At 50.3% G+C, this 24,218-nt stretch carries 21 protein-coding genes and 1 tRNA gene; 21 read left to right on the top strand and 1 reads right to left on the bottom strand.

The window, feature by feature from the left end; genetic code table 11:
• Positions 1-498: 498 nt before the first annotated feature.
• The 17 genes from trpE (at position 499) to K9N57_05255 (ending at position 17,970) form a co-directional block, all read left to right on the top strand.
• A complete protein-coding gene (gene trpE / locus K9N57_05175; protein MCF7803561.1) occupies positions 499-1,965 on the top strand; it encodes an anthranilate synthase component I in 1,467 nt (488 codons plus the stop codon).
• Complete coding sequence (locus K9N57_05180) at positions 1,962-2,534, top strand: aminodeoxychorismate/anthranilate synthase component II (protein MCF7803562.1); 573 nt, start codon at positions 1,962-1,964, stop codon at positions 2,532-2,534. The genes trpE and K9N57_05180 overlap by 4 nt, the downstream gene beginning before the upstream one ends.
• Positions 2,531-3,529, top strand: a complete 999-nt coding sequence (gene trpD, locus K9N57_05185) for an anthranilate phosphoribosyltransferase (GenBank protein MCF7803563.1) — start codon at positions 2,531-2,533, stop codon at positions 3,527-3,529. Before K9N57_05180 ends, trpD begins: the two co-directional genes overlap by 4 nt.
• A complete protein-coding gene (gene trpC, locus K9N57_05190) occupies positions 3,529-4,317 on the top strand; it encodes an indole-3-glycerol phosphate synthase TrpC (GenBank protein ID MCF7803564.1) in 789 nt (262 codons plus the stop codon). The genes trpD and trpC overlap by 1 nt, the downstream gene beginning before the upstream one ends.
• Positions 4,314-4,967, top strand: coding sequence for a phosphoribosylanthranilate isomerase (locus K9N57_05195; protein ID MCF7803565.1), 654 nt, complete (start codon positions 4,314-4,316; stop codon positions 4,965-4,967). The genes trpC and K9N57_05195 overlap by 4 nt, the downstream gene beginning before the upstream one ends.
• On the top strand, positions 4,967-6,169 hold the full coding sequence (gene trpB, locus K9N57_05200; protein ID MCF7803566.1) for a tryptophan synthase subunit beta: 1,203 nt from the start codon (positions 4,967-4,969) through the stop codon (positions 6,167-6,169). Before K9N57_05195 ends, trpB begins: the two co-directional genes overlap by 1 nt.
• Positions 6,166-6,954 (top strand): tryptophan synthase subunit alpha, encoded by a 789-nt coding sequence (gene trpA / locus K9N57_05205; protein ID MCF7803567.1) that lies wholly within the window; start codon positions 6,166-6,168, stop codon positions 6,952-6,954. Before trpB ends, trpA begins: the two co-directional genes overlap by 4 nt.
• Positions 6,955-7,214: 260 nt before the next feature.
• Positions 7,215-8,237, top strand: a complete 1,023-nt coding sequence (aroF, locus tag K9N57_05210; protein ID MCF7803568.1) for a 3-deoxy-7-phosphoheptulonate synthase — start codon at positions 7,215-7,217, stop codon at positions 8,235-8,237.
• 5 nt (positions 8,238-8,242) lie between these two features.
• Complete coding sequence (gene aroA, locus K9N57_05215; protein MCF7803569.1) at positions 8,243-9,532, top strand: 3-phosphoshikimate 1-carboxyvinyltransferase; 1,290 nt, start codon at positions 8,243-8,245, stop codon at positions 9,530-9,532.
• A gap of 3 nt (positions 9,533-9,535) precedes the next feature.
• Positions 9,536-10,375 (top strand): shikimate dehydrogenase, encoded by an 840-nt coding sequence (gene aroE / locus K9N57_05220; GenBank protein ID MCF7803570.1) that lies wholly within the window; start codon positions 9,536-9,538, stop codon positions 10,373-10,375.
• A gap of 3 nt (positions 10,376-10,378) precedes the next feature.
• A complete protein-coding gene (gene aroB / locus K9N57_05225; GenBank protein MCF7803571.1) occupies positions 10,379-12,013 on the top strand; it encodes a 3-dehydroquinate synthase in 1,635 nt (544 codons plus the stop codon).
• A complete protein-coding gene (locus tag K9N57_05230) occupies positions 12,010-12,444 on the top strand; it encodes a 3-dehydroquinate dehydratase (GenBank protein ID MCF7803572.1) in 435 nt (144 codons plus the stop codon). Before aroB ends, K9N57_05230 begins: the two co-directional genes overlap by 4 nt.
• Positions 12,445-12,734: 290 nt before the next feature.
• On the top strand, positions 12,735-13,208 hold the full coding sequence (locus tag K9N57_05235; GenBank protein ID MCF7803573.1) for a nucleoside deaminase: 474 nt from the start codon (positions 12,735-12,737) through the stop codon (positions 13,206-13,208).
• Between the two features lie 298 nt (positions 13,209-13,506).
• Entirely contained in the window at positions 13,507-16,266 is a 2,760-nt protein-coding gene (ppc, locus tag K9N57_05240; protein ID MCF7803574.1) for a phosphoenolpyruvate carboxylase, read from the top strand.
• A gap of 114 nt (positions 16,267-16,380) precedes the next feature.
• A complete protein-coding gene (locus K9N57_05245) occupies positions 16,381-16,830 on the top strand; it encodes an MgtC/SapB family protein (GenBank protein ID MCF7803575.1) in 450 nt (149 codons plus the stop codon).
• Between the two features lie 26 nt (positions 16,831-16,856).
• Positions 16,857-17,207, top strand: coding sequence for a phage holin family protein (locus tag K9N57_05250; protein MCF7803576.1), 351 nt, complete (start codon positions 16,857-16,859; stop codon positions 17,205-17,207).
• A gap of 10 nt (positions 17,208-17,217) precedes the next feature.
• Positions 17,218-17,970: a hypothetical protein gene (locus K9N57_05255; GenBank protein MCF7803577.1), complete on the top strand. Its 753-nt coding sequence runs from the start codon at positions 17,218-17,220 to the stop codon at positions 17,968-17,970.
• 118 nt (positions 17,971-18,088) lie between these two features.
• Here K9N57_05255 and K9N57_05260 read toward each other — a convergent pair.
• A tRNA-Leu gene (locus K9N57_05260) sits at positions 18,089-18,175 on the bottom strand.
• 158 nt (positions 18,176-18,333) lie between these two features.
• Here K9N57_05260 and K9N57_05265 point away from each other — a divergent pair.
• The 4 genes from K9N57_05265 to K9N57_05280 all read left to right on the top strand — a co-directional run bounded on the left by K9N57_05265 (position 18,334) and on the right by K9N57_05280 (position 24,207).
• The gene (locus K9N57_05265; GenBank protein MCF7803578.1) at positions 18,334-20,127 is read left to right on the top strand and encodes a long-chain fatty acid--CoA ligase; all 1,794 of its coding nucleotides are present in this window, start codon (positions 18,334-18,336) and stop codon (positions 20,125-20,127) included.
• Between the two features lie 261 nt (positions 20,128-20,388).
• A complete protein-coding gene (gene purM, locus K9N57_05270; protein ID MCF7803579.1) occupies positions 20,389-21,393 on the top strand; it encodes a phosphoribosylformylglycinamidine cyclo-ligase in 1,005 nt (334 codons plus the stop codon).
• Between the two features lie 16 nt (positions 21,394-21,409).
• Entirely contained in the window at positions 21,410-22,420 is a 1,011-nt protein-coding gene (locus K9N57_05275) for an NAD(P)H-dependent glycerol-3-phosphate dehydrogenase (GenBank protein MCF7803580.1), read from the top strand.
• A gap of 20 nt (positions 22,421-22,440) precedes the next feature.
• Positions 22,441-24,207, top strand: a complete 1,767-nt coding sequence (locus tag K9N57_05280) for a hypothetical protein (protein ID MCF7803581.1) — start codon at positions 22,441-22,443, stop codon at positions 24,205-24,207.
• The last annotated feature ends 11 nt before the right edge of the window (positions 24,208-24,218 follow it).

The raw sequence follows: 24,218 nt of genomic DNA on the forward strand, positions 1-24,218 counted from the left end.
GCAGTTCTCAGAGTCCAAAATTTGTACTTGTAAAAAAAGTTAATAATCTTTTTAAACAGAATATCGAACGATAGTCGAAGTAGAGGGGAGGAACAATATGTCACCAAGTTGGATTACGGGAAATTTTGAGTAATTCACAGGGGTATCATCCTACTTGGTTGCCGGCTCGGTTACTCGCACGAGTGAATTAATCTCGAAAGAGTAAGATATAACCGAACCCATTCCAAGAGTTGTGGAGTTATGAACTTTGAACTCGGACCAGCAGTCGCGAATACCAAAATCGAAAGGTAAGTGTCCAAAAAAGCCTTGCGGGAAAAAATTAACCAGCCTATATTCGTAACCATTATGAAGACTCTATCGAAAAAATTAAACAATTATTGGTTTTGGTGGCGTTATATAGGGGTGAACACTTGAGGTAGACGTAACCAAATAGACTTTCAACTCAACGCCCCTGTTCCGAAATGAACAGGGGCGTTTTTTTATGTGGGATAACGGGCAATGATGACATTTGAACAGTTTCAACGTTATGCGAAAGAGTACACCGCAATCCCGGTATATAAAAAAGTACTCTCCGATCTGTTGACCCCCGTCTCGGCGTATCTCAGGCTGTCTAAAAAATCGACTCATTCCGTACTACTCGAATCTGTGGAAGAAGGCAAGCAATTGGCGCGTTACTCCTATATCGGCAGAGATCCACAGGTTATCCTGCAGCACACTGCAGGCATGACCACTGTTTCCAAAGATGGAAATACCACCATGGTCAATGAACGATATCTGGATGTCCTGCGGGAATATGCCGGGGAATATCAGGTGCCGAAAATTAGCGAGATTCCAGTATTCGCCGGCGGCTGGATCGGCTATCTCGGCTACGAGACCATCACGTGGATTGAAAATATTCCGACCTATTCTCCCCAGGAGGATGACGTGCCCGACGCCGTCTTTATGTTATTTGAAACACTTATCGCGTTCGACCACGTGAAGCGGGAGACCATCATTAGTCATAACGTGAAGATCGACCGGGAGCGGGATCTCCGGGAACAATACGATGAAGCGATTGCCGTCATCGATGAAATTTTGGAAGATCTCCACACGGAGATCGAATACGAAGCGCCGGTCACCAGCCGGAACGGCCACGTCGAATCAAACATGTCCCAGGAGCAGTTTGAGAGTGCCGTTGAACAGGCGAAGGAATACGTAAGAGCAGGCGATGTCTATCAGTTGGTGCTGAGCCAGCGATTCCAGCGGGAGACGGGAGCGAACCCGTTCACCATTTATCGTGCCCTCCGGAGTGTGAACCCTTCACCGTTTATGTTCTATTTCAATATCGACGATTTTAACATCATTGGCGCATCGCCTGAAGTACTGGTCAAGGTTGAGGACAATGAGATGGAAGTCCGCCCGATTGCCGGGACGCGTCCTAGAGGTGACACCGTCGAAGAAGATGACAATTACGCCACCGAGCTTCTGTCGGACGAAAAGGAGCGTGCCGAACACCTGATGCTGGTGGATCTTGCGAGAAACGACGTGGGCATGGTCTGTGAGTACGGCTCGGTTGATGTGCAACAATACATGGAGGTTGAGCGCTATAGTCACGTGATGCACATCGTGAGTGACGTCCGGGGGCAAATTCGCGACGAATACGATGCATACGATGCCCTCATGGCGGGATTTCCGGCGGGTACGGTAACCGGCGCGCCGAAGATCCGGGCTATGGAGATCATTCGGGAACTAGAGCCGACCCGACGGGGCATTTACTCCGGCGCTGTGGGCTATATCGACTTCCACGATAACGTCACCACCTGTATCACCATCCGGACGCTGCTCATGAAAGACCAGACGGTCTACTTCCAGAGTGGCGCGGGCATTGTGTACGATTCCGTGCCGGAGAAGGAATTCACCGAAACTGAGAATAAGGCGATGGCCATCATGCGCGCCATCGATTTTGCCGAACAGGGACTCCAATGATCCTGCTCATCGACAATTACGATTCGTTTACCTATAACCTGGCGCAGTATATCGGGACGCAGACGTCTAGGCTAGAGGTTGTACGCAATGACCAGATTTCCATCGATGAAATCCGCGAACTCGATCCTGAAAAGATCGTGATTTCCCCGGGGCCCGGACGGCCGGAAAATGCCGGTATATTAGTGGAAGTCTTGCAAAAAATAAGTCCGGAGGTGCCGACGCTGGGCATCTGTCTGGGGCACCAGGCCATCGCCACCGCGTACGGCGGAAAAGTCATCCGCGCACCGCAGATCATCCATGGAAAAACCTCGACTATCCGACATAATGAAGACGGCGTCTTCAGGAATATTCCGACGCCGTTTCAGGCGACGCGGTATCATTCACTCCTGGTGGAGCGCGAATCGCTGCCAGAGTCGCTTCGGATTACCGCCACCACAGAAGAAGATAATCTCATCATGGGGATGGAGCACACCGATTATCCCATCTGTGGGATGCAGTTTCACCCGGAATCCATCATCACCGAACACGGCATGCAACTGGTAACAAACTTTATCGAGGCAGAGATATGAAACAGGTACTTAATAAACTGATTCAGCGGAAAGATTTGACATTCGACGAGGCGTACGACGCTATGTACGGCATCATGTCCGGCGGACATAGCGATGCCCAGATCGGCGCAGTCCTTACCACGTTGGTGGCCAAGGGGGAAACCGCACAGGAGATCGCCGGATTCGCTACAGCCATGCGGGAAAAGATGGTGCAAGTGCCGATTTCGGCGGATGCCATCGATATGTGCGGCACCGGCGGCGACGGCATCGGGACGTTTAACATTTCGACAGCGGCATCGTTTGTTGTAGCCGGAGCGGGTGTTCCGGTGGCCAAGCACGGGAACCGATCCATCAGCAGCAAATCCGGTTCGGCGGACGTGCTGGCAGCACTGGGCGTGGACATCAACATGGAGCCGGACAAGATCGCTGAATGCATCGACGATATCGGCCTGGGATTCCTGTTCGCGCCGGCGTTCCATCCGGCCATGAAGCACGTGATGCCCGCCAGGAAATCGCTGGGTATCCGGACGGTGTTCAACATCCTTGGGCCGTTGTGTAATCCGGCGAAGGTAAAGCGACAGATTATCGGCCTGTTTGATGGCGAACTCTCCGAAAAGATGGCGTCAGTGCTGAAACTGTTGGGCTCGGACAGCGCCATGCTGGTGCACGGCGCCGACGGTATGGACGAAATCACCACCACCGGGCAGACAAAGATCACCCGGCTGAACACCAGCGGCGAAATAGATACCGAGACGTTCTCACCCGAGTCGGTAGGAGTCGACAGCGTAGAGATCCAGGCACTTGTGGGCGGCGACGCCAGCAAAAACGCCGAAATTATCCGGCAGATATTTGACGGGCAGACCGGCCCTGCCAGGGATGTGGTGGTGCTGAATGCCGCTGCCGGAATCGTGGTCGGCGGGAAGGCGGACTCGCTGGAAGACGGCATTGGATTAGCAGAGGAGTCCATAGATTCCGGCGCGGCTCATGATGTGCTGAATCGGTTGGCAAACGCGTAATGAGTATCCTGCAGGAAATTATCAGTCACAAGTGGGGAGAGGTAGAGCGGCACTCTGCCAAAGTGCCGGTTGACACGCTGAAAGATCGGAATTCTCCTATACGGGATTTTGCCAATGCACTGGTTGGGGATGAAATAAGCATCATTGCAGAGATTAAGCGCAAATCGCCCTCCCAGGGATCGATTAATCCGTCGATGGATATAGTGGAAATTGCCGAAAGTTACGAGAAAGCCGGAGCAAAGGCTCTCTCAGTGTTAACAGACGAAAAGTATTTTGGCGGCTCGCTGGACTTCCTCCGTGAAATCCGGGAGGCGGTCGATATCCCGGTGCTCCGGAAGGACTTTATCATCTCTGAATACCAGGTGTGGGAGTCGTATAACGCCGGCGCCGACGCCATCCTGCTTATTTTGGACGGACTGGAGTTGGAAACCGCAGAAAATCTCTATGCACTGGCATCCGAACTCGGAATCCACGTGCTGGTGGAGACCCACAGCGCGGAGAGCCTTGAATGCATTCATGCGCTCAATCCGGAGATTATTGGCATCAACGCCAGGAATCTGGACACTATGGAAATAGAATTTCAGCGGATGCTGAATTTATACGAAGATCTGCCGGGAAATGCCATCGCCGTCGCGGAATCCGGGATTACTGAACCGGAACATCTGCACCGGGTGGCTAAAACAGGTTACGATGCCGCACTTATCGGTACTGCGTTTATGAAGACGGATGATCCGGGAAAGACGCTCCGAACCTACCTGGAACAGTCCCGCCAGGAGACCGCACCATGATACCGGTCAAGATCTGTGGAATCACCCGAATCAAGGACGCCCGGGCAGCTATAAAGAATGGCGCCTCGGCGCTGGGCTTTATCTTTTACGAGCCAAGTCCGAGATATATGGATCCGGATAATGCTAAGAAAATCGTCGACGCACTTCGAAACGAGCAGATTAGCAAAGTTGGCGTGTTCGTCAACGAATCTGCAGAGAATGTGAACCGTATCGCAGACGATGTCGGACTCGACTTAGTCCAGCTCCACGGGAACGAAACGCCCGAATACTGCGAATCAATTGAGTTGCCGGTGATTAAATCATTTAGAGTGAGAGACGATTTCAACGCGAAAGAAGTTGAAGGTTATGACGTGGATGTGTTTCTGTTCGATGCATACGTGAAAGGAACGCCCGGCGGTACGGGGAAAACCTTTAACTGGAAGCTGCTGAAAAATTTGAAATTCGATCGACCGGTGATCCTGGCTGGCGGACTGAATCCTGAGAATATCACCAACGCGGTCTGGGCAGTTGGGCCGGATGCCGTAGATGTGAGCAGCGGTGTCGAACGGGAACCGGGGATCAAAGACCATAAAAAATTGAGTGAATTGTTTTCCGCATTGATGGATACGACCGAAAAATTAAACCCATTTGCCACGGCAGGAGTGAAGTAATGCCACTGAAGAGTTATAATTATCCCGACGCCAGGGGACACTATGGCGAGTTCGGCGGAAAATACGTGCCGGAAACGCTTATCCCGGCGCTGGAAGAGCTGGAATCTGTGTATAACCAACTCAAAGATGATGATGCCTTCCAGGAAGAATTGAATGAACTTCATCGCAATTATACCGGTCGTCCTTCACCGTTAACTTTTGCACCGCGAATCAGCGAAGAATTATCTCTGAATATCTGGCTGAAGCGGGAGGATCTAAATCACACCGGGGCCCACAAGATCAACAACACGCTGGGACAGATACTTTTGGCAAAGAAAATGGGCAAATCCCGTATCATTGCCGAGACCGGTGCCGGACAGCACGGCGTGGCCACCGCGACGGTGGCGGCGAAGTTCGGACTGCAATGTATCGTTTACATGGGGGAAGAGGACATCCGCCGACAGTCGCTGAACGTCTTCCGGATGGAGCTGCTCGGGGCGGAAGTTCGTCCGGTGGACTCCGGCAGCAAAACGTTGAAGGACGCCACCAACGAAGCCATCCGCGATTGGGTAACCAACGTCGAAGATACCTATTACCTTATTGGATCCGTGGTTGGCCCGCATCCGTATCCCATGATCGTCCGGGATTTCCAGGCTATCATTGGAGAAGAGACCCGAAGTCAGTTTGCGGAAAAAAATGGCGGACTGCCGGATGCGCTGCTGGCGTGCGTCGGCGGCGGCAGCAACGCCATCGGCATGTTTTATCCCTTTATCGAAGATGACGTCAGGATGTACGCCGTTGAGGCTTCCGGATTGGGTTTGAATACCGATAAACATGCGGCGTCAATCACCCTTGGCAGTCACGGCGTTTTTCACGGCGCGTATTCATATCTGCTGCAAAATGACGACGGACAGGTGCAGTTGCCGCACTCCATCAGCGCAGGACTAGACTATCCCGGCATCGGCCCGGAGCACAGTCATCTGAAAACCACAGAGCGCGTCACATACATTGATGCCACCGATGAGGAGTCGGTTGAGGCCTTCCAGTGGCTGTCGGAAAAGGAGGGTATTATTCCGGCGCTGGAGTCGGCACATGCGTTGGCAGCGCTCCAGCAGCAAAAACTCGATCTGCCGGACGGTAGTTCGGTGATCGTGAATCTGTCCGGCCGGGGTGACAAGGATGTGAATGCTGTGGCGGACTATCTCGGAAAGGATCTCTCATGAGGCGTATCGCAGAACTCTTCTCGCAGCCGGGCAAAAAACTGGTACCGTACATCACCGCCGGATTCCCGGAGAAGCATAACATGCCGGAACTTGTCCTGGCAGCGGAACGCGCCGGCGCGGATATGGTGGAGATCGGCATGCCTTTTTCCGATCCCCTGGCAGACGGGCCCGTTATCCAGAGAGCAGGCCAGCGAGCGCTGGAGAACGGAATAACCGTCAAGATCATCCTGGAGCAGGTTAGAGCAATTCGCAGGAAAAGTGACATCCCGTTAACGCTGATGGGCTACATCAACCCGCTGATGAAATATGGACTGGAAGACTTCCTCCGTGATGCCAGTGAAGCCGGTGTCGACGGATTGATTCTCCCTGATCTGCCGATAGAGGAAGGTGAAGCGATTTACGAAGAGGTGAAGCAACACGGTATCAGTCCAATCATTCTGGTGGCACCGAATACCCCGGATGAAAGATTAGCCAGAATCGGTGCGCTGGCAAAAGACCTGATTTATGCGGTATCGATACTAGGAATCACCGGTTCCTCAGTCTCCGATAACACGAAATTACGTAACTACCTCGCCCGAATTCGAAAGCACACGGAGACTCCGTTCGTCGTCGGCTTCGGAATCAAAACGCCGGAAGATGCCGGCGCCATCGCGCCAATGACCAACGGCGTCGTTGTGGGGACGGCACTGATTGAGTCGATTGAAACATCCGACGATCCGGAGGAGGCGGTCTACGAATTTCTGTCGGAACTGAAGGCGGCGATTAGGAAAGTGGAGGTAGTATGATATCGATAATTAAACATACTGAATGAATAGCCCCTGGCTTTAGCCCGGGGTTTAAAGAGTCCGGACTAAAGGCCTTTAGGTTATATCCTATTCAGTTTTGGATACGGGAAGAAGCATGGAGAGAAAAGTATTGTGCAGCACACACAACTCACCCTCTTGTTCTCCCTCTATTTCAAAGAGAGGGAGAGACACGCTTAACAATCTCCAACGGGGTTGAAACAACTTCTATCATCTTCAGGGCTTAATATAGGGAATGAACAATGCTCGTAGTCATGGATGAAAACTCGGCGTCTGAACAGCGCGCAGCTGTTGAAGAGGAGTTAGAAAAACTCGGATATAAATCAAATTCCATTCGATTTAATGGGCATTATTTTCATAAATTAAAAAATTCAGAACAATCTGAAGAAATACGACAAATTACGAAATTACCGGGAGTCATCGGAGCCATCAAAGAGCAAGAATCCAGTCGTCTTGCATATCGGGAGGCGCATCCGGAAGATACGGTTGTCACGGTTGGGGAAGCCCGTTTTGGTGATGGTAATCTTGCCGTGATTGCCGGGCCATGTGCCGTTGAGTCGAAAGAACAGACACTCCGTATTGCTGAACAGGTCAAAGAGGCCGGCGCTCAGGTACTTCGAGGCGGCGCGTATAAGCCGCGGACCTCACCGTATTCATTCCAGGGACTGGGCGAACGTGGTCTTGAAATTTTGGCAGAGGTTCGGGAAGAAACGGGTCTGCCGGTAGTCACGGAAGCACTTGATCCTATGTCAGCATCCACCGTTGCAGAGTACTCGGATATGATTCAGATCGGCGCCAGAAATATGCAGAATTTTTCATTGCTAGAGGCAGTCGGCGGATTAGGCAAGCCGGTGTTGCTCAAGCGGGGACTCTCTGCAAACCTTACGGAACTCCTGGCCGCCGCCGAATATCTTATGGCGAATGGTTGTTCCGATGTCGTGGTCTGTGAGAGGGGAATTCGTACCTTTTCCGACCATTCCCGGAATACTATAGATTTGGGGCTCATCCCTGTGTTCAAGCAGGTGAGCCATTTGCCTATAATCGTCGACCCGAGCCATGCCAGCGGAATCAAGGAAAGTGTGCTGCCGTTATCTTACGCTGCGCTCGGCGTCGGAGCCGACGGGATTATGGTTGACGTCCACCACGCACCCGGTGATGCCATGGTCGACGGCGATCAGGCGATTCTGCCCGATGAATTCGTGACGATGATGAATCAACTCCGTGCGACAGCAGGATCTCTGGGAAAAACGGCAGGAGCGGCCTAGGACTGATGCAGCAATCTATTACTCCGGTATCCGACCCGTTCGAACTCTCCCTGTCTGTCCCCGGCGATAAATCAATCTCCCATCGTTCTGTCATGTTTTCCGCGTTTACAAACGGAGCCTGTCATATTTCCAATCTGGGTTCGGGCGCCGACGTGGAATCCACTATTTCGGTGATGCAACAACTCGGTTTGGATATTTCATATGAACCCAACGAACATCTTGCAATAATTAATTCCATAGGAATAGATGGGCTCTCACAGCCCGCAGAATCTCTGGATGCGGGCAACTCCGGTACGACACTGCGGCTGATGACCGGATTACTAAGCGGCCGTCAGTTTGAGTCGATAATCACAGGCGATCATTCGTTGCAGTCGCGTCCGATGGGCAGGATTGTCAATCCGTTAAATTCCATGGGGGCGAATATTTCTGCACAATTGAGGAATAATGCGCCATTACAAATTCGCCCAGGCGACCTCCATGGCATCGATTACGAAATGCCGGTGGCAAGCGCACAGGTGAAGTCGGCATTAATTCTTGCGGGGTTGCAGGCCACCGGCGAAACCGTAATTCGAGAGCAGAACCTCTCCCGGCGACACACAGAAATGATGCTCAGTCGGTTCGGCGGGCCGGTGCAGGTTGACGGCAAGGTTATTACAGTACAAAAATTAGAGAGTCCGCTGAGTCCATACGATATGAAAGTCCCCGGGGACCCATCATCTGCGGCATACTGGGCCGCGGCAGCTGCGATTTTTCCCGGCTCGGTGAGTGAAATTCGGGATATCAACCTGAGTCCGGAGCGCATCGCGTTTTTAAATGTACTGAAAGAGATGGGGGTAGAGGTCGCCATAGAAGTGAAGGATACCTCGATTGAACCGCGCGGCAACGTGACTGTCACAGGCGGGGATTTAACCGGAGTTACGATAAGGGAAGAGGATATACCGGCACTAATAGACGAGTTGCCGCTTATTGGTGTGCTTGGTGCATTTGCCGAGGGAACAACCGTCGTCAGGAAGGCGAAAGAGTTACGATACAAAGAGTGTGATCGAATCGCTGCGACTGTGGCGAATCTCGAAATGATGAACGTTTCGGCCACCGAATATGAGGACGGATTTGAAATTCACGGAGATGAGAAACCCGATGGCGCTGAAATGGACTCCTTTGGAGACCACCGGATTGCCATGACATTCGCCGTGGCGGGGCTGGGCGCTGCGGATGTATCCGTGCTGAAGAACGCAGATGCCGCTTCAGTCTCCTATCCGGAATTCTGGGGCGAACTCAGAAAATTGCAGGTATAACTAGTGGACTGGCGATTTGCAGTCATCGGCGATCCTATCGAGCATTCGCTCTCACCCCGACTCCATACATATCTCATGTGGAAGTGCAATATCTCCGGTACATACAGCCGTATACGCGTAAGAGATAAACCGGAACTTGAGGGTGTCATCGGGAAATTACGCCGGAACGAACTCAACGGAATTAACATTACGGCGCCCTGGAAATCGGAGGCTTTTAACCGGATGGACGAGTTGTCTCCTGAAGCGAAATCTGCCGGCGTGATCAATACGATTCAGTCCAATGATGGAACACTCGTCGGACATAATACGGATATTTATGGCGTCAGTGAATCGCTAAAGCAATCCTTCGATATGTCCAATGTGGACTCGGCCACGGTTATCGGAGCCGGCGGCGCGTCAAGAGCAGTGTTGCTCGCACTCGATGCAATCAACATTGAGCGTGTTTACCTTGTAAACAGAACCATCGCCAATGCGGAAGAGCTAGTTATGAGCTTATCCTTGAGCAATGAACCGAAAATTAATGCATTGGATGAGACGCACCTGAAGAATAGGCTAGCAGAGTCGGATCTCGTCATAAATACGCTACCATATTCAGCGCGGAAGATTTTCGATGATATTCAGATACACTCTGGGGAAGACGAAAGTGGCAAGGGCTATTTAGATTTACTCTACCCGAAAAAGCATCTTGGCTTATTGCGGCGGATGCAATCTGCCGGCTGGACGGTCCAGGATGGTTTGGACATGCTCATTTATCAGGGAATCGCTGCCCTGGAATTCTGGACTGGAGAAACTGTGCAAAGCGTTGTTGATATCTCCGGTCTACGGGAACATCTGAGGTCATAAGGGATGACGAACCAGGTCAAACCAATATTTCTGACAGGAATGATGGGAGCTGGAAAGTCGACTGTCGGCAAATTACTGGCCAAGGAGGTAGGCTTAACATTCCTTGATGCGGATGAGGTTATAGAGGTGTGGGCCGGTAAGCCGATCAGCCGAATATTCGAGGACGAAGGGGAAGAAACCTTTCGCCGCAGCGAAGCGAAAGTTTTAAACTATTTGGCCGATTCCGGGTCCGCTGTGATTGCACTGGGTGGGGGCGCCATCGAGAACGGTTCGAGCCGTAAGCGCGTGCTGGAGACCGGTACACTGGTGTGGCTGGATACCTCGCCGAAAGTGGCTGCAAGCCGGATTAAGGAATCCGATGACCGCCCGCTGCTGGAACAGGAAAAATCCGGCGCAGAAATGGAAGAACGACTTGGTAATCTGCTTGAGATACGACGAAAAAATTATAGTAAGGCCGACATAACTATACAGACAGATAATAAAACACCAGGTAAAATTGTTCAGGAAATTATAAATGCTATGAAACTGAAAGACAGCAAGTTGAATGATGTATCTAAAGTAAAAAATGAGGCGTTTAACTACTCGGTATTTGCTGATAATGGTATTCTTGGAAAAGTAGTTGGAGCAATTGACCGGGAAAGGTATTCTGATACCGCAATTATTATCACTGATTCTAACGTGGGCCAGCTATATCATGAACAGGTACAGAATCAACTAGAGGATGATGGATTCACGGTCCATACCGAATTTTTACCCCCAGGAGAACAGACCAAATCGCTTGAGTTGATGCACAATCTCTATATCAAGATGTCGCGGCTCGGTCTGGACAGAAAATCCCCAGTATTTGCGCTTGGTGGCGGAGTGATAGGAGATTTCGCCGGGTTTTTCGCTGCAAGTTACTTGCGAGGTGTTCCGCTGATTCATGTGCCGACTTCTCTGCTCGCGCAGGTGGACAGCAGCATTGGCGGTAAAGTCGGAGTCAATTTGCCCACGGGGAAAAACCTGGTTGGCGCATTTTACAATCCCGATGTGGTACTGGCTGATATTAATACCCTCCACTCCTTACCGGATCGGGAATGGAATACCGGCCTGGGCGAGGTAATTAAATACGGATTCATTGGCGAGGCGGCTATTCTGGAGTATCTCAAAAAGGGACGCCAGACTATTCTTGACAATATCACCGAGGTGGTACGTCGGAGTATTGCCAAAAAACTGAATATCGTAGCGAGGGACTTCAAAGAGGGCGGAATACGACGCTTCCTGAACTTCGGCCATACACTCGGTCACTCACTCGAGAATGTTACGGACTATACCATCCTTAATCACGGAGAAGCAATATTTTGGGGGATGATCGCCGCACTTTATATTTCCAAAGAAAAAGAATTGATGCCGGAAGCGGATTTTGAACAAGCAATGCAAATCCTGGAGAGAATGGACTTTGTATTACCAGATTTCGAGGCGTCACCTGAAGCACTATATGAAGCGTTACATTACGATAAAAAACGGGTGCGAGATTCGATTCACTGGGTTCTTCTGGAAAGTTTGGGCAGTCCGGTTATTGAAACTGATGTGGATAAACCCCTGATTATGGACGCAATCCAATACACCGATTCCATCGTTGGAAAGGAGGCCGCATGAATATTTTGATCATCCACGGGCCGAATTTGAATCTGCTGGGTGAGCGAAATCCGGATCAATATGGAAATCGAAGCCTTTCAGACCTGAATAGTGAAATCTCGGGAAGATACAATAAAAAGCACGACCTGAAATTTTTCCAGTCTAACCATGAGGGCGAAATCATCGATTTTCTGCATGAATATCGAAATTGGGGCGATGGAGCTGTGATCAACCCAGGCGCGCTGACCCACTATAGCTACAGCCTCCGGGATGCTATCGAATCAATCCAGCTTCCATGTGTTGAAGTACACCTTTCCGATATCGAAAAACGGGAGGACTTCCGAAAGATTTCCGTCACAGCACCGGTCTGCATAAAACAGGTTAAAGGAAAGGGTTTTGATTCGTACTTTGAAGGGATTGAATATCTAACAAAAAGCAGGAATAGGGTATAAGGGTATATGGGTATAAGGTGTAAGGGCATCTGGGCTTAGTCTCCCGCGTACAGGCCGCGCAGCGGGTTTAAGCGGAGGTGAAGGCTGAGAAAGCAGAACGGAGAAGGGAACAGATTAAATATCCAACCGATGAATGTTCAATATCCAGATGCCTTCTCCAACTCCCGGAATGAAGAATGAAAAGTGAAGATTGAAGAAGTTAAAAGTGAAATAATGAGACCAGAAACTGAAGACACAAGAATCGCGACCGTTTTTAACAATAACACAATAACACTTTAACACGGACATCTATGACTCAACACGAAAAATACATGCAGGCAGCAATCGAATCAGCGCGTGAAGGTATTACAGCCGGGCAGACACCGTTCGGCGCATGTTTGGTGCAGGATGGTAAAATTGTCGCCGTCGCGCATAATCATGTATGGAAATCCACCGACATTACTGCTCACGCTGAAATCAATGCCATCAGAAAAGCCTGCCAGGAATTAGAAACTATTGACCTGTCAGACTGTGTGATTTATTCCACATGCGAACCGTGTCCCATGTGCTTCAGCGCTATCCACTGGGCGAGAATTCCGGTGATTTACTATGGCGCCAGCATCGCCGACGCAGAAGAGCACGGGTTCAATGAACTGGACATTTCCAATAAAGATTTGGTGTCTATGGGGAACCTGGACACCGAAGTCATCAATGGGATAATGCGGGAAGAATGCCGGAATCTGTTCCGAGAGTGGAAAGAATCCCCGGCATCCAAAGCATATTGATTTGAAACCGGAAAAAATTTAGCCGCAAAGGACGCGAAGATAACGCAAAGAATAAAATAACTGCCCGCTAAAGCGGAAACTTTCAAAAATAAAGCCAATCAATACAGGACTGTGGACACCGGACGCTTGACTCATGCCGGCTTTAACAATAACGCTTTAACACGATAACACGCTTTGGGTGTTACCTGAACACTTGCCCCGAAGGGATCCCTTTGGGGAACACTCGAACACTGCTTTTAACTCTAACACGATAACACCTTAACACTTTAACACCTTAACACTTTAACACTCGAAAAATATGGTTGTTAATAAAGAATTACGTAACGATATCAACATGCTGGGAGAATTCCTCGGGACGGTCATCAGGGAACAGGCCGGCGAGGATCTCTTTGACCTGGAAGAGGAGATCCGTCAGAAGGCTAAAGACTGGCGCCAGGGGGATCACGATGCCCTGGATGAAGTGAATGCCATTATCCAGGATTTAGGGTATGATGACTCGCTGGTGATCATCAAAGCCTTCAGCATTTTCTTTGACTTGGCCAATCTGGCAGAGGATGTGCACCGCATCCGGATCCTGCGGGAGCGCGAACAGCAGCACCATCCGGAACCGCGTACCGAGTCAATCGGTGAAGCGATACGGAAACTTCGGGATTCCGGGCTCACTAGCGATCAGCTGGGAGAATTGTTCAACACGGTAACCATTAAACCAGTGTTTACCGCGCACCCTACGGAAGCGAAACGAGCGACTGTTCGGAAAAAACTTCATCGGATCAGGGAATATATTAACGCCCTGCATGATCGAAACCTCTTAGCCAGGGAAGAGGATGAGTATTACCGCAAAATCCAGGCGGAAATCACCAGTCTCTGGCAGACAGACCTGCTGCATCCACGTCGACCGAAAGTTATTGACGAGGTAAAGTGGGGCCTGGCGTTTATGGATACACTCTGGGAGGTTGTGCCAAGGATTTTCAGGGATGTGGATCGGGCTATCGATTCGACATACCCGGAAAATACAGCCGATCCGACACAGCTACTCCAGTTCGGCTCATGGATTGGGGGCGACCGCGATGGCAATCCGCATGTCACAGCCGAAGTGACTGAGCAGACGCTTGTACTCCATCGGGACAGAGCAATCCGGTTTCACCGGACGCAGTGCAGGGAACTCTATCAGTCACTGTCCACGTCAGCAAAGCAGGCTGGCGTAAGTGACGATCTACGTAAGGCCATAGAACAGGCCACACAGTCCTGGCCCCAATTGGAGAAGGAGTTGCAACGTGTCCCGGACGCGGAGTCCTACCGACAGTGGATCACGATAATTGATTGGCGGCTGGGGCAGGCGGGCACCTCTGAGGATTTGCTTGATTTGCCACCGGGAAGCTATCACCGATCTACAGAGCTCGTTGAAGATATCGAGTTGATGATCTCCAGCCTGGAGAAAAATCAGGGCCATCGTCTCATAAATGGACAATTGCGGGACTGGCAAGTTCGCGCAAAAGTATTTGGCCTGTATCTTATGCGGCTGGATATTCGTGAAGATGCGGCCCGCTTCCTTGGCATTGTCGGGGAAATTTTGGAGAAATCCGAAGGAATAACCGGATTGCCAGAGATGGCTGAAGCCGAAAAACTCAGGGTGCTTCGGGAGCATCCGCCGGACGAGATTGTTCTCGATCAGGTGGACCTCTCAGAGGATGCCGAAGATATTATCCGGCTGTTTAGCCGCCTGAAACGCGTCGAAGAAGAACTCGGTGGCGAGTGGATCGGTAACTACATCATGAGCATGACCCGGGACCTCAGTGATATCCTGGTGATTCTCTGGCTGGGCCGTCTCAGCGGATTATGCACTTGTACCGCGGAGCATGCTGAAGAGTGCAGCTTTTCCATCGTCCCGCTGTTCGAGACCGTCGATGATCTCCACCGCGCCCCGGAAGTCCTCAAAAAGATGTTCAACGATGCGTTGTATGGTGCCCATTTAGGGGCACAGGATGGCCAGCAGACCGTGATGATTGGGTATTCCGACAGCACCAAGGATGGCGGATACCTGAGTGCTAACTGGAACCTCTATCGTTCCCAGGAGCGGATGACGGATGTCGCAAACTTCAATGATATAAAACTGTCTATTTTTCACGGGCGGGGCGGAACACTCGGTCGCGGAGGCGGGCCGGCAGCACGCTCCATTTTGTCGCTGCCGCCGGAATCCGTCCGCTACGGATTATCGATGACGGAGCAGGGCGAAATCCTCGCCGAGCGATACGGTGAGCCGGCCATTGCGCACCGGCATCTGGAGCAGATTCTCTGGGCGTCACTATTGGTGGAGCGGCAGAAACCGCACGAGGAAAAGGGTAAAGGCACCCAGTATATCGATATTCTGGAGTCCCTGGCAAATCGATCCTATCATGCCTATAAAGCGCTTATCAACGAAAACGGATTTTTACAGTATTTCGGGGAGGCTACACCGATTTCCGAGGTAGAGAAGCTGCCCATCGGTTCCAGGCCAGCACACAGATCTGCGGAGCGGACACTGGAAAATCTACGCGCGATACCATGGGTCTTTTCGTGGACCCAAAACCGGCATTTCCTCCCGGCGTGGTTCGGAATCGGTACCGGAATCGAGGAAGAGACCGATCGCAATCCGGATCTCTGGGATGACCTCCGGCATATGTACCAGGAATGGCCGTTTTTCCGCGCGGTGATTAACAATGCAGTACTAGCGTTAAAAAAGACTGACCTCAAGATTGGCGTACAATACGCGCGTCTGGTAAGGGATCACGAAGTACAGTCGGCGGTATGGAACCGGATTACAGCGGAATTTCGGAAATCATACGATGTGCTGTGTCGGATTACCGACCAGGAGAATTTGCTGGACAATACTCCATGGCTCCAGCGATCGATCAATATCCGGAACCCGTACGTTGATCCGCTGAACCTGCTACAGGTCGAATGGTTTCGCCGGCAGCGGGGGCACTCGGTGCATTCCAGGGACTATGAGGATTCGACCATCGAAGATGCGCTCAGATATACGATACAGGGTGTGGCGTCCGGGCTCCGATCCACCGGATGATATTTTCGTATTCCACTGCGAGCCCGGTGGAAAACTATTGCTTTAGATCAAGAGCTTTCGTACAATTTTTTACACACCATCTACATAACTCCAGAGAGACAGCGAGGGTTTTCCATGATCGGGCTGATTATCTCGATATTTAAATTATTTTTGTCCGGCGCATTGGGCGGAATACTCGGTTATGAACGGAAACAGCGCAATCGCACCGGCTTCCGGATGCTAATTTTGATCGCGGTTGGATCAACGGCTTTTGCAATCGCTTCCATACATGTTGGAGATATGTCAGCTGCTGCTGATCCCGGGCTCATAGTCGCTCTGGCGGTGTTAGCCATAGGGGTTTTGGGGGGTGCCGTACTTTTTACTGAGCAGGAAAAATCAAATGGTATGCGCACCGCGGTTTCCGTCTGGACAGCAGGTGCTGCAGGTATCCTCGTCGGTGTCGGACTGGTAATTGAGTCTGTCGTATTCACCGGGCTGGCCTACTATATTTTACGCTACCTGCCCGCACTTTTTAACAATAATGATTCAGAACAGGGATCAGAAGAATCTGACTCGACCGAATGACTCTTTTCAACTATTAAAGAGGGCTTATGAGAAGGAATCCGTTTTTAACGCGATGGTTTGTGACCTTTTGTGCGGTCTTGCTGACTGAACGAATATTACCCGGAATCCATGCTGAAGGTGTTTTGACGCTCATTGTCACCGCGCTGTTACTTGGTATTTTAAATGCTGTCTTGCGTCCCGTGTTACTGGTGATAACGCTGCCAATTACTATAATGACGTTCGGTTTGTTTGCGCTTGTGGTGAATGGTATTGTTCTGGCACTCACATCGGTGCTCATTCCGGGCTTTTTTGTGGCGGGATTCTGGTCTGCTGTCTTTGGCGCACTACTAATTTCAATAGCAGGTGCGTTGATCAACCAACTGATGAAAAATCCATAGTGGGCTATTTATGATAAAATTACGAATGATACGAGTTGCGGTATTGCTGGGCAGCCTGTTTGTCGGAAGTACAATATTTGCGCAGGGGAACACGCCAGACAGCGTGATTTATTATGGTCAGGATGATACCATGATGGTGACCAAAGCCGAACTGGATTCCATCATGGCCGCACAAAATGAGCCGGTGAGCGAATCTGAGTCACCGGAGGTCCCAGCTGGCGACGGTTTTCGGTATCTTAATGGCTTCCGGGGCGTCCGGTGGGGGGCGGACATCCAATCGGCAAAAGCCGCCCTAAACAGGCAGTCCTATGACAGGCAAGATTCAACAGCGTTAGCATGGTATGACACCGTTGCTGAAGATTCCGTCTACGTTCGGCTTTATTTTCATCATGATCAGTTTTGGCAGGCGTCATACACCTATCTCCATCAGGATGGTGCCGATTTGCAGGATTTTTATGATACCTTTCGCCGGATTGAAGAGGTGCTGGTGAAAAAGTATGGGAATCCGGATAAGATGCGTCGGTTGACCTGGGATGACAGCCCGTACATTGGAGAAATCGATGCCATCGCCATGGGGCAGGGCGTATACCAGTCACGGTGGTTTTTTGGTGAAACAGAAGCCAGAGAAAATGCTGTTGTGATGGATTTGCTGTTACAGGGGGTGAATTTTCGTCCGAGTGTCCTCCTGCAATATTCGCGGCCTTCGGTCATCAAACCAAGGGAAAAGGCGGAACAGGAGGAGAACCTGTTGCGCTATTACTGAGCCCGGGGGATCAGATGAATTATTGCAGAGACGCATACGAAGTGCGAAAAACTAATTATATATTTTAGCAATAGAAAAAGCCCTGTATTTTCCTGCATGGAAAATCAGGGCTTTGACCTGGTGCCGAGGGCGGGAGTCGAACCCGCACTCCCTTGCGGGAACCGGATTTTGAATCCGGCGCGTCTGCCAGTTTCACCACCTCGGCAAAGCGTGAAAAATATAGCATACGCCTGACCAAACTCAAAGGATCTTTTCATCACCAGGGGACCAAGTCGGCAAGAATATTGCTTGTCATTACTATCCGAATAAATCTGCGAAAACCAAATCGGATACACAGCTCACTACCAAATAAAGGAGCCTATCATGAAATTCTCAACCATTCCGGAGATGTTTTGGACAAACGTTGAACGATTTGCCGGCAATAACTGTCTGGGATATAAAAAAGACGGGGTTTGGAAAACACTCACATTTCAGGAAGTCGGACAGGAAGTGGAGAGAGTTTCAAGGGGGCTGCACGCACTTGGCATATCTGGTGAGGATAAAGTATCAATCTTGTCAGAGAATTCGCCGCGATGGGCTATTGCTGATTACGGCATTCTCTCGCTTTCGGCAATTAATGTCCCGGTCTATCCGACCCTCATTCCGAAGCAGATTCAATACATCCTGAATAATGGTGACGTAAAAGTTCTGTTCGCGGAAAATGAAGTCCAGACAAAGAAGGTGCTGGAAATTTTCAATCAGGTCGAACAGTTGACACACATAATCGTTATGGATAACAGTGATATCTTTGAGGAGGATTACGTCATCACCTGGGATGAGTTGATTAGCCGTGGCAATTCTATAAACGCTGCGGAAGATTTTAATCTCAAGGCGTATTGGCAGGAACTGCAGCCGGACGACCTGCTGACCCTCATTTACACATCCGGCACCACCGGTGCTCCCAAAGGGGTTATGCTGACCCATCGGAGCCTGACCTCCAATATCGAGGCCAGCCTGCAACGGGTCCGGGTCGGAACGGATGACCGGTTTCTGTCATTTCTGCCGCTGAGTCACAGCTTTGAGCGCATGGCGGGGCACTTTTTACCCACGACTGCCGGCAGCACCATTTATTACGCCGAAAGCATCGAAACTGTGGCAGATAACATGGGAGAGGTACATCCCACGGTGATGACCAGTGTACCCCGCTTGTATGAAAAAATGTATATGAAGGTCAACGAGGCGGCTCAGCAGGGCTCTGCTATCAAAAGGAAGATTTTCGCATGGGCCATAAAGGTTGGGCAGGAATACAAGGAGAAGCAAAAGGCGGGACCCGTCGGCGGTGGCTTAAAATTCCGGTACAATCTGGCACATAATCTGGTTTTCTCCAAGCTGCATGAGCGCGTCGGAGGAGAACTCCGGTTTTTTGTCTCCGGCGGGGCTCCACTTTCACCGGAAATCGGGCGGTTTTTCGAGAGTGCAGGAATTCTGATTCTCGAAGGGTATGGCCTTACAGAAACCTCGCCCGTTATTTCCGTAAACGAACCCGAAAGTTACAAGATAGGCACGGTTGGGCAACCACTAGAAAACGTGGAAGTTCAAATTGCGGTGGATGGCGAAATACTCACTCGCGGCCCACACGTAATGAGAGGGTATTATAAAAATGAAGAGGCGACCACCGAAGCCATTGATGAAGAAGGTTGGTTTCACACCGGTGATGTTGGGGAACTGGACCATGACAATTTTCTGAAGATCACCGATCGGAAGAAAAACCTCATTGTCACATCCGGTGGCAAGAACGTAGCGCCGCAACCGTTGGAAGGATCTATTGCCAACAGTCAGTATGTAGAACAGGTCATCCTTATCGGCGATAAAAGGAAATTCGTGAGCGCGGTGATTGTTCCAACCTTCGAAGCTCTGGAAGCCTGGGCGGACAAAGAAAATATCCAATATACTTCCCGGGAGGATTTGGTGGAGCAAGAGCAGGTATATGAGTTCTTCGAGGAGGAAGTTGAGCGCCAGCAGGCGGATTTCGCCCGGTACGAGAAGGTAAAGAAATTCCTGCTGTTGCCGAGTGAGTTCACCATCGAAGACGGAACTCTCACCCCGAAGTTGAGTATTAAGCGTCACGTGGTGGAGGAACGGTTTAAAGAAGAAATCGATGCATTATATGAGGAGTGATTGAGTTCAAACTCCGCTAGGGTATCACTATAAAAGCCGGACTTTAAATAAGAGCCAAAGGATCCAATCATTAGCCTCGCATTGAGATTGCGAGGCTAATCTTTATCCACTGAATTATTGGATGAACTAACGATGCCATTTTACCGAAAGATGGCATCTTTTATTTTGTGCAAATCTCTGGAAAAAATGTTATGTTTATCTTCTCAAAATAGAGCAACAGGTCGAATCAAAATTCACAAGGTGTAGCCAAAGGAATAATCCATGGGAATATCCTATAAAGATGCTGGAGTAGACATTGATGCTGGCGAATCTGCGGTCAAAAATATCAAAGAGATGGTGCGCGAAACCTATAACGACAATGTGCTTAGTGACGTCGGTCAGTTCGGCGGATTTTATGCCTTTCCCAAAGATAATTATACCAATCCGGTATTAGTTTCCTCCACTGATGGAGTCGGAACAAAGCTGAAGGTGGCGTTTAAGACCGGTATCCATTCCACCATCGGACAGGATTTGGTGAATCATTGTGTGAACGATATCCTGACCAGCGGCGCTGTACCGATGTTTTTTCTGGACTACATCGGCATCGGAAAAATGGAAGAACAGGTTGTCAGCGAAGTGGTCAGCGGGTTTGCTAAGGCGTGCAAAGAGAACTCCTGTGTACTCATCGGCGGAGAAATGGCTGAAATGGCGGGCTTTTATACTCCCGGTGAATACGATGTCGCCGGAACAATTGTCGGAGTAGTCGAACGGGATCATATAATTAACGGAGGAAATATCAGTGAAGGGGATGTTGTCGTCGGATTGCAATCAACTGGCCTGCATACTAACGGATATACCCTGGCACGTAAAGTGTTACTTGAGGAATTTGACGTGGATACATATCGGGACGAACTCGGAGAAACCATTGGCGAGGCGCTCCTGAGAGTTCACAAATCGTATCAAAATGAGATTCGTCCGTTAATTGGAGATTCCCGCCTGAAGGGCATTGCACATATAACCGGCGGCGGATTGCTGGGAAACTCCAGCCGGATTATTCCGGACGGTCTTTCCCTGAGTGTCGACTGGGACGCATGGGAACTTCCGCCGTTGTTCAGATTAATAAAGGAAACAGGTGATATTAGCGACCACGAGATGCGGCGCACATTTAATTGCGGTATTGGGCTCGTTACTGTAGTGCCGGCGGAAGAGGCTGACTTTTTTATGGAGCATTTTGAAAAGTACCAGAGTCAACCCGTCGTTATAGGCGAAATTGGGAAATCCGAATAGAAGGTGATTATATACGATGGCTGAAATTGGACTTATTGGCGCCGGAAGTTGGGGATTGGCACTCTCCAGAAGGTTGTCCCTGAACGGACACGATGTCACGGTCTGGGTGTTTGAGCAAGATGAATTCGAGGAGCTGAAGGAGACCAACGGGAGTCAGGATTATCTTCCGGGTATCACACTTCCTGAAGCGATTACCTACACAAACAGCCTGGATGAGCTGCAGGGAATGAGTGAATTACTTCTGGCAGTACCGTCCCACGCCATGCGCACTGTGGTCAGCCAGATGGCTGGATTGGCCTTTGCACCGCAGTTAATCATCAACGTAGCCAAAGGCATCGAAAACGATACCCGGCTTCGGATGAGTCAGGTTATCAGCCAGGAGCTGGAATCTGTGACGTCTCAGGATATCGTGACCGTCTCCGGCCCCAGTCACGCGGAGGAGGTCAGCCGGGACATTCCAACCGCCGTGGTCGCGGCATCGGATTCGCTGAAAGCGGCGGAGCGCGCTCAACAATTGCTTATGGACAAAACATTCCGGGTCTATACGAATAATGATATTATCGGGGCTGAACTTGGTGGTTCGGTCAAAAATGTTATTGCCATAGCCGCCGGGATTCTGGATGGAATGGAGTTCGGCGATAATCCGAAGGCGGCACTTATGACCCGCGGCATTACGGAAATCACTCGTCTCGGTCTGGCTGCGGGGGCGAAGGAGCAGACGTTTTCAGGCCTCTCCGGCATTGGCGACCTTATCGTCACCTGCCTGAGTCAGCACAGCCGAAATCGCCATGTGGGGGAAGAGATCGGCAAAGGAAATAAGCTCGATGATATCATTGGAAAAATGAAAATGGTTGCCGAAGGTGTCAAGACGACAAAATCTGTGCACCAGATGGCCGCCGAATTGAATGTAGAAATGCCGATATCTGAAGAAGTCCACAATGTACTGTTTCACGATAAAGATCCGCATCAGGCCATCACGGACCTTATGACCCGTGAACCGGTCCACGAGCGGCATTCCATGCAGTAACCACAGACGTCAGAGTAGGAATGGATCCCACCAAACGAGAGTTTGTCCTCACACTCATCAACAATATTATGCTGGTGTTGGGAATCGGCGTTATCGGTTCCCTGGTTATCGAATACGGGTATTACGTATCCGACTCCACCCTGCGGATTTTGCACTATTACGATTATGGGGTTCTGTTTTTATTTATCGGGCATGATTTGCTCAAATTGGCCATCGTCAGCGATAAGCGCACCTTTCTCCGGTATAACTGGCTGAATTTTACCTTTTTCGCCGGACTTTTCCTCTTTTTCCTGGTCTATAATCCCTGGTGGCAGTTGCCGTTGTTATCACAGGAGTTGCGTGATGTTCCGGTCAGAAAAATTGCCAAGATCTTTATCCTGCTCACTCAGGTATACATCCTGTTTGCCACCTTTTTTTCGGCGCTGAAATTCGGGCAGAAATTTGCCTTTTCCAGGTTTCAGCCAATTACGCTCCTCCTTGGGAGTTTCGCAGTGATTATCCTTATCGGAACCGGGTTGCTGTTGCTGCCAAAAGCGACGGTTCCCAGCGATATCTCTTTTGTGGACGCGTTATTTACATCTACCAGTGCCACGTGCGTTACGGGACTTATTGTCGTGGACACAGGAACATATTTTACCCGGTTTGGCCAGTGGGTTATTCTGTTGTTGATGCAAGCGGGGGGGCTCGGAATTATGACAATGGCAGCGCTTTTCGTTGCGGTGCTGGGTTCCAAGATGAGTATCCATCAGCGGTTTGTGCTCCGGGACTTGCTTTCCGATGAGAACATGTCGAAAATCGGGCAGACTCTGTGGCAGGTCTTGGGTCTGACGGTTTTCATCGAGGCTATTGGTATAGTGGCGATGTATGAATTGTTCCCAACGAATGCGTTCCCGGAGAGCGATCGGCTGTTTATTTCGCTGTTCCACGCGGTCTCTGCATTTTGTAACGCAGGCTTTTCCACGTTCTCAAACAGTCTTATGGGATTTGAAGATAGTTCAATTCTTGTCGGGGTGTTTGCCGGTTTAATCATTCTCGGTGGCATGGGATTCCCGGTGCTGTCGAACATGTTCGGTCATCGCTTCTTCGGAACGATTGGCCCGCTGGGGAAGAAACGAGTCCGGCTGAACTCTCAAACTAATATCGTCCTCCGGGTTTCCGGTGTACTCATCGTTGGTGGTGCACTGTGGATCTGGCTGACGAATTATGGTTATGGGGCCGGATGGACGCTGAACTTCCGGACGATAATGCACAGTCTTTTCCAGTCAATCACATCCAGAACCGCTGGGTTTAATACCATAGATATCGGAGGCATGGCGCTACCGGCCATCCTCGGAATAATGGCATTAATGTTTATCGGGGCCAGCCCGGGATCGACCGGCGGTGGTATTAAAACAACGACTTTTTTCCTGTCACTGCAGGCGTTGTGGGGGCAATTGCGAGGGAAACGGCGGGTGGAATACCGCTACATGACCATACCATCCAGATTGCTACAGCAAAGTCTGATTCTTATCTTGGCAGCGCAATTGGTTATCGGGATTAGTTTTATACTGTTGACGATTTTTGAAAGCCAGGATGTAATGGTCCTGTTTTTTGAAGCCGTATCGGCATTTGGGACGGTGGGGTTATCCATGGGGGCTACACCGGAATTAACGGATGTCGGGCGTGTGATTATAACGCTTACAATGTACCTGGGACGCGTCGGACCGCTTGCGTTGGTCATCGCCCTGGGGAAATCCGAGCAAAAACAATTGTACGAATACCCGGAAGAATCTGTGATGATAGGCTAAAAGGATGGAAA

Source organism: Candidatus Neomarinimicrobiota bacterium, from assembly GCA_021734025.1.
In the GTDB taxonomy this organism is placed as follows: Bacteria; Fidelibacterota; JAANXI01; order JAANXI01; family JAANXI01; genus JAANXI01.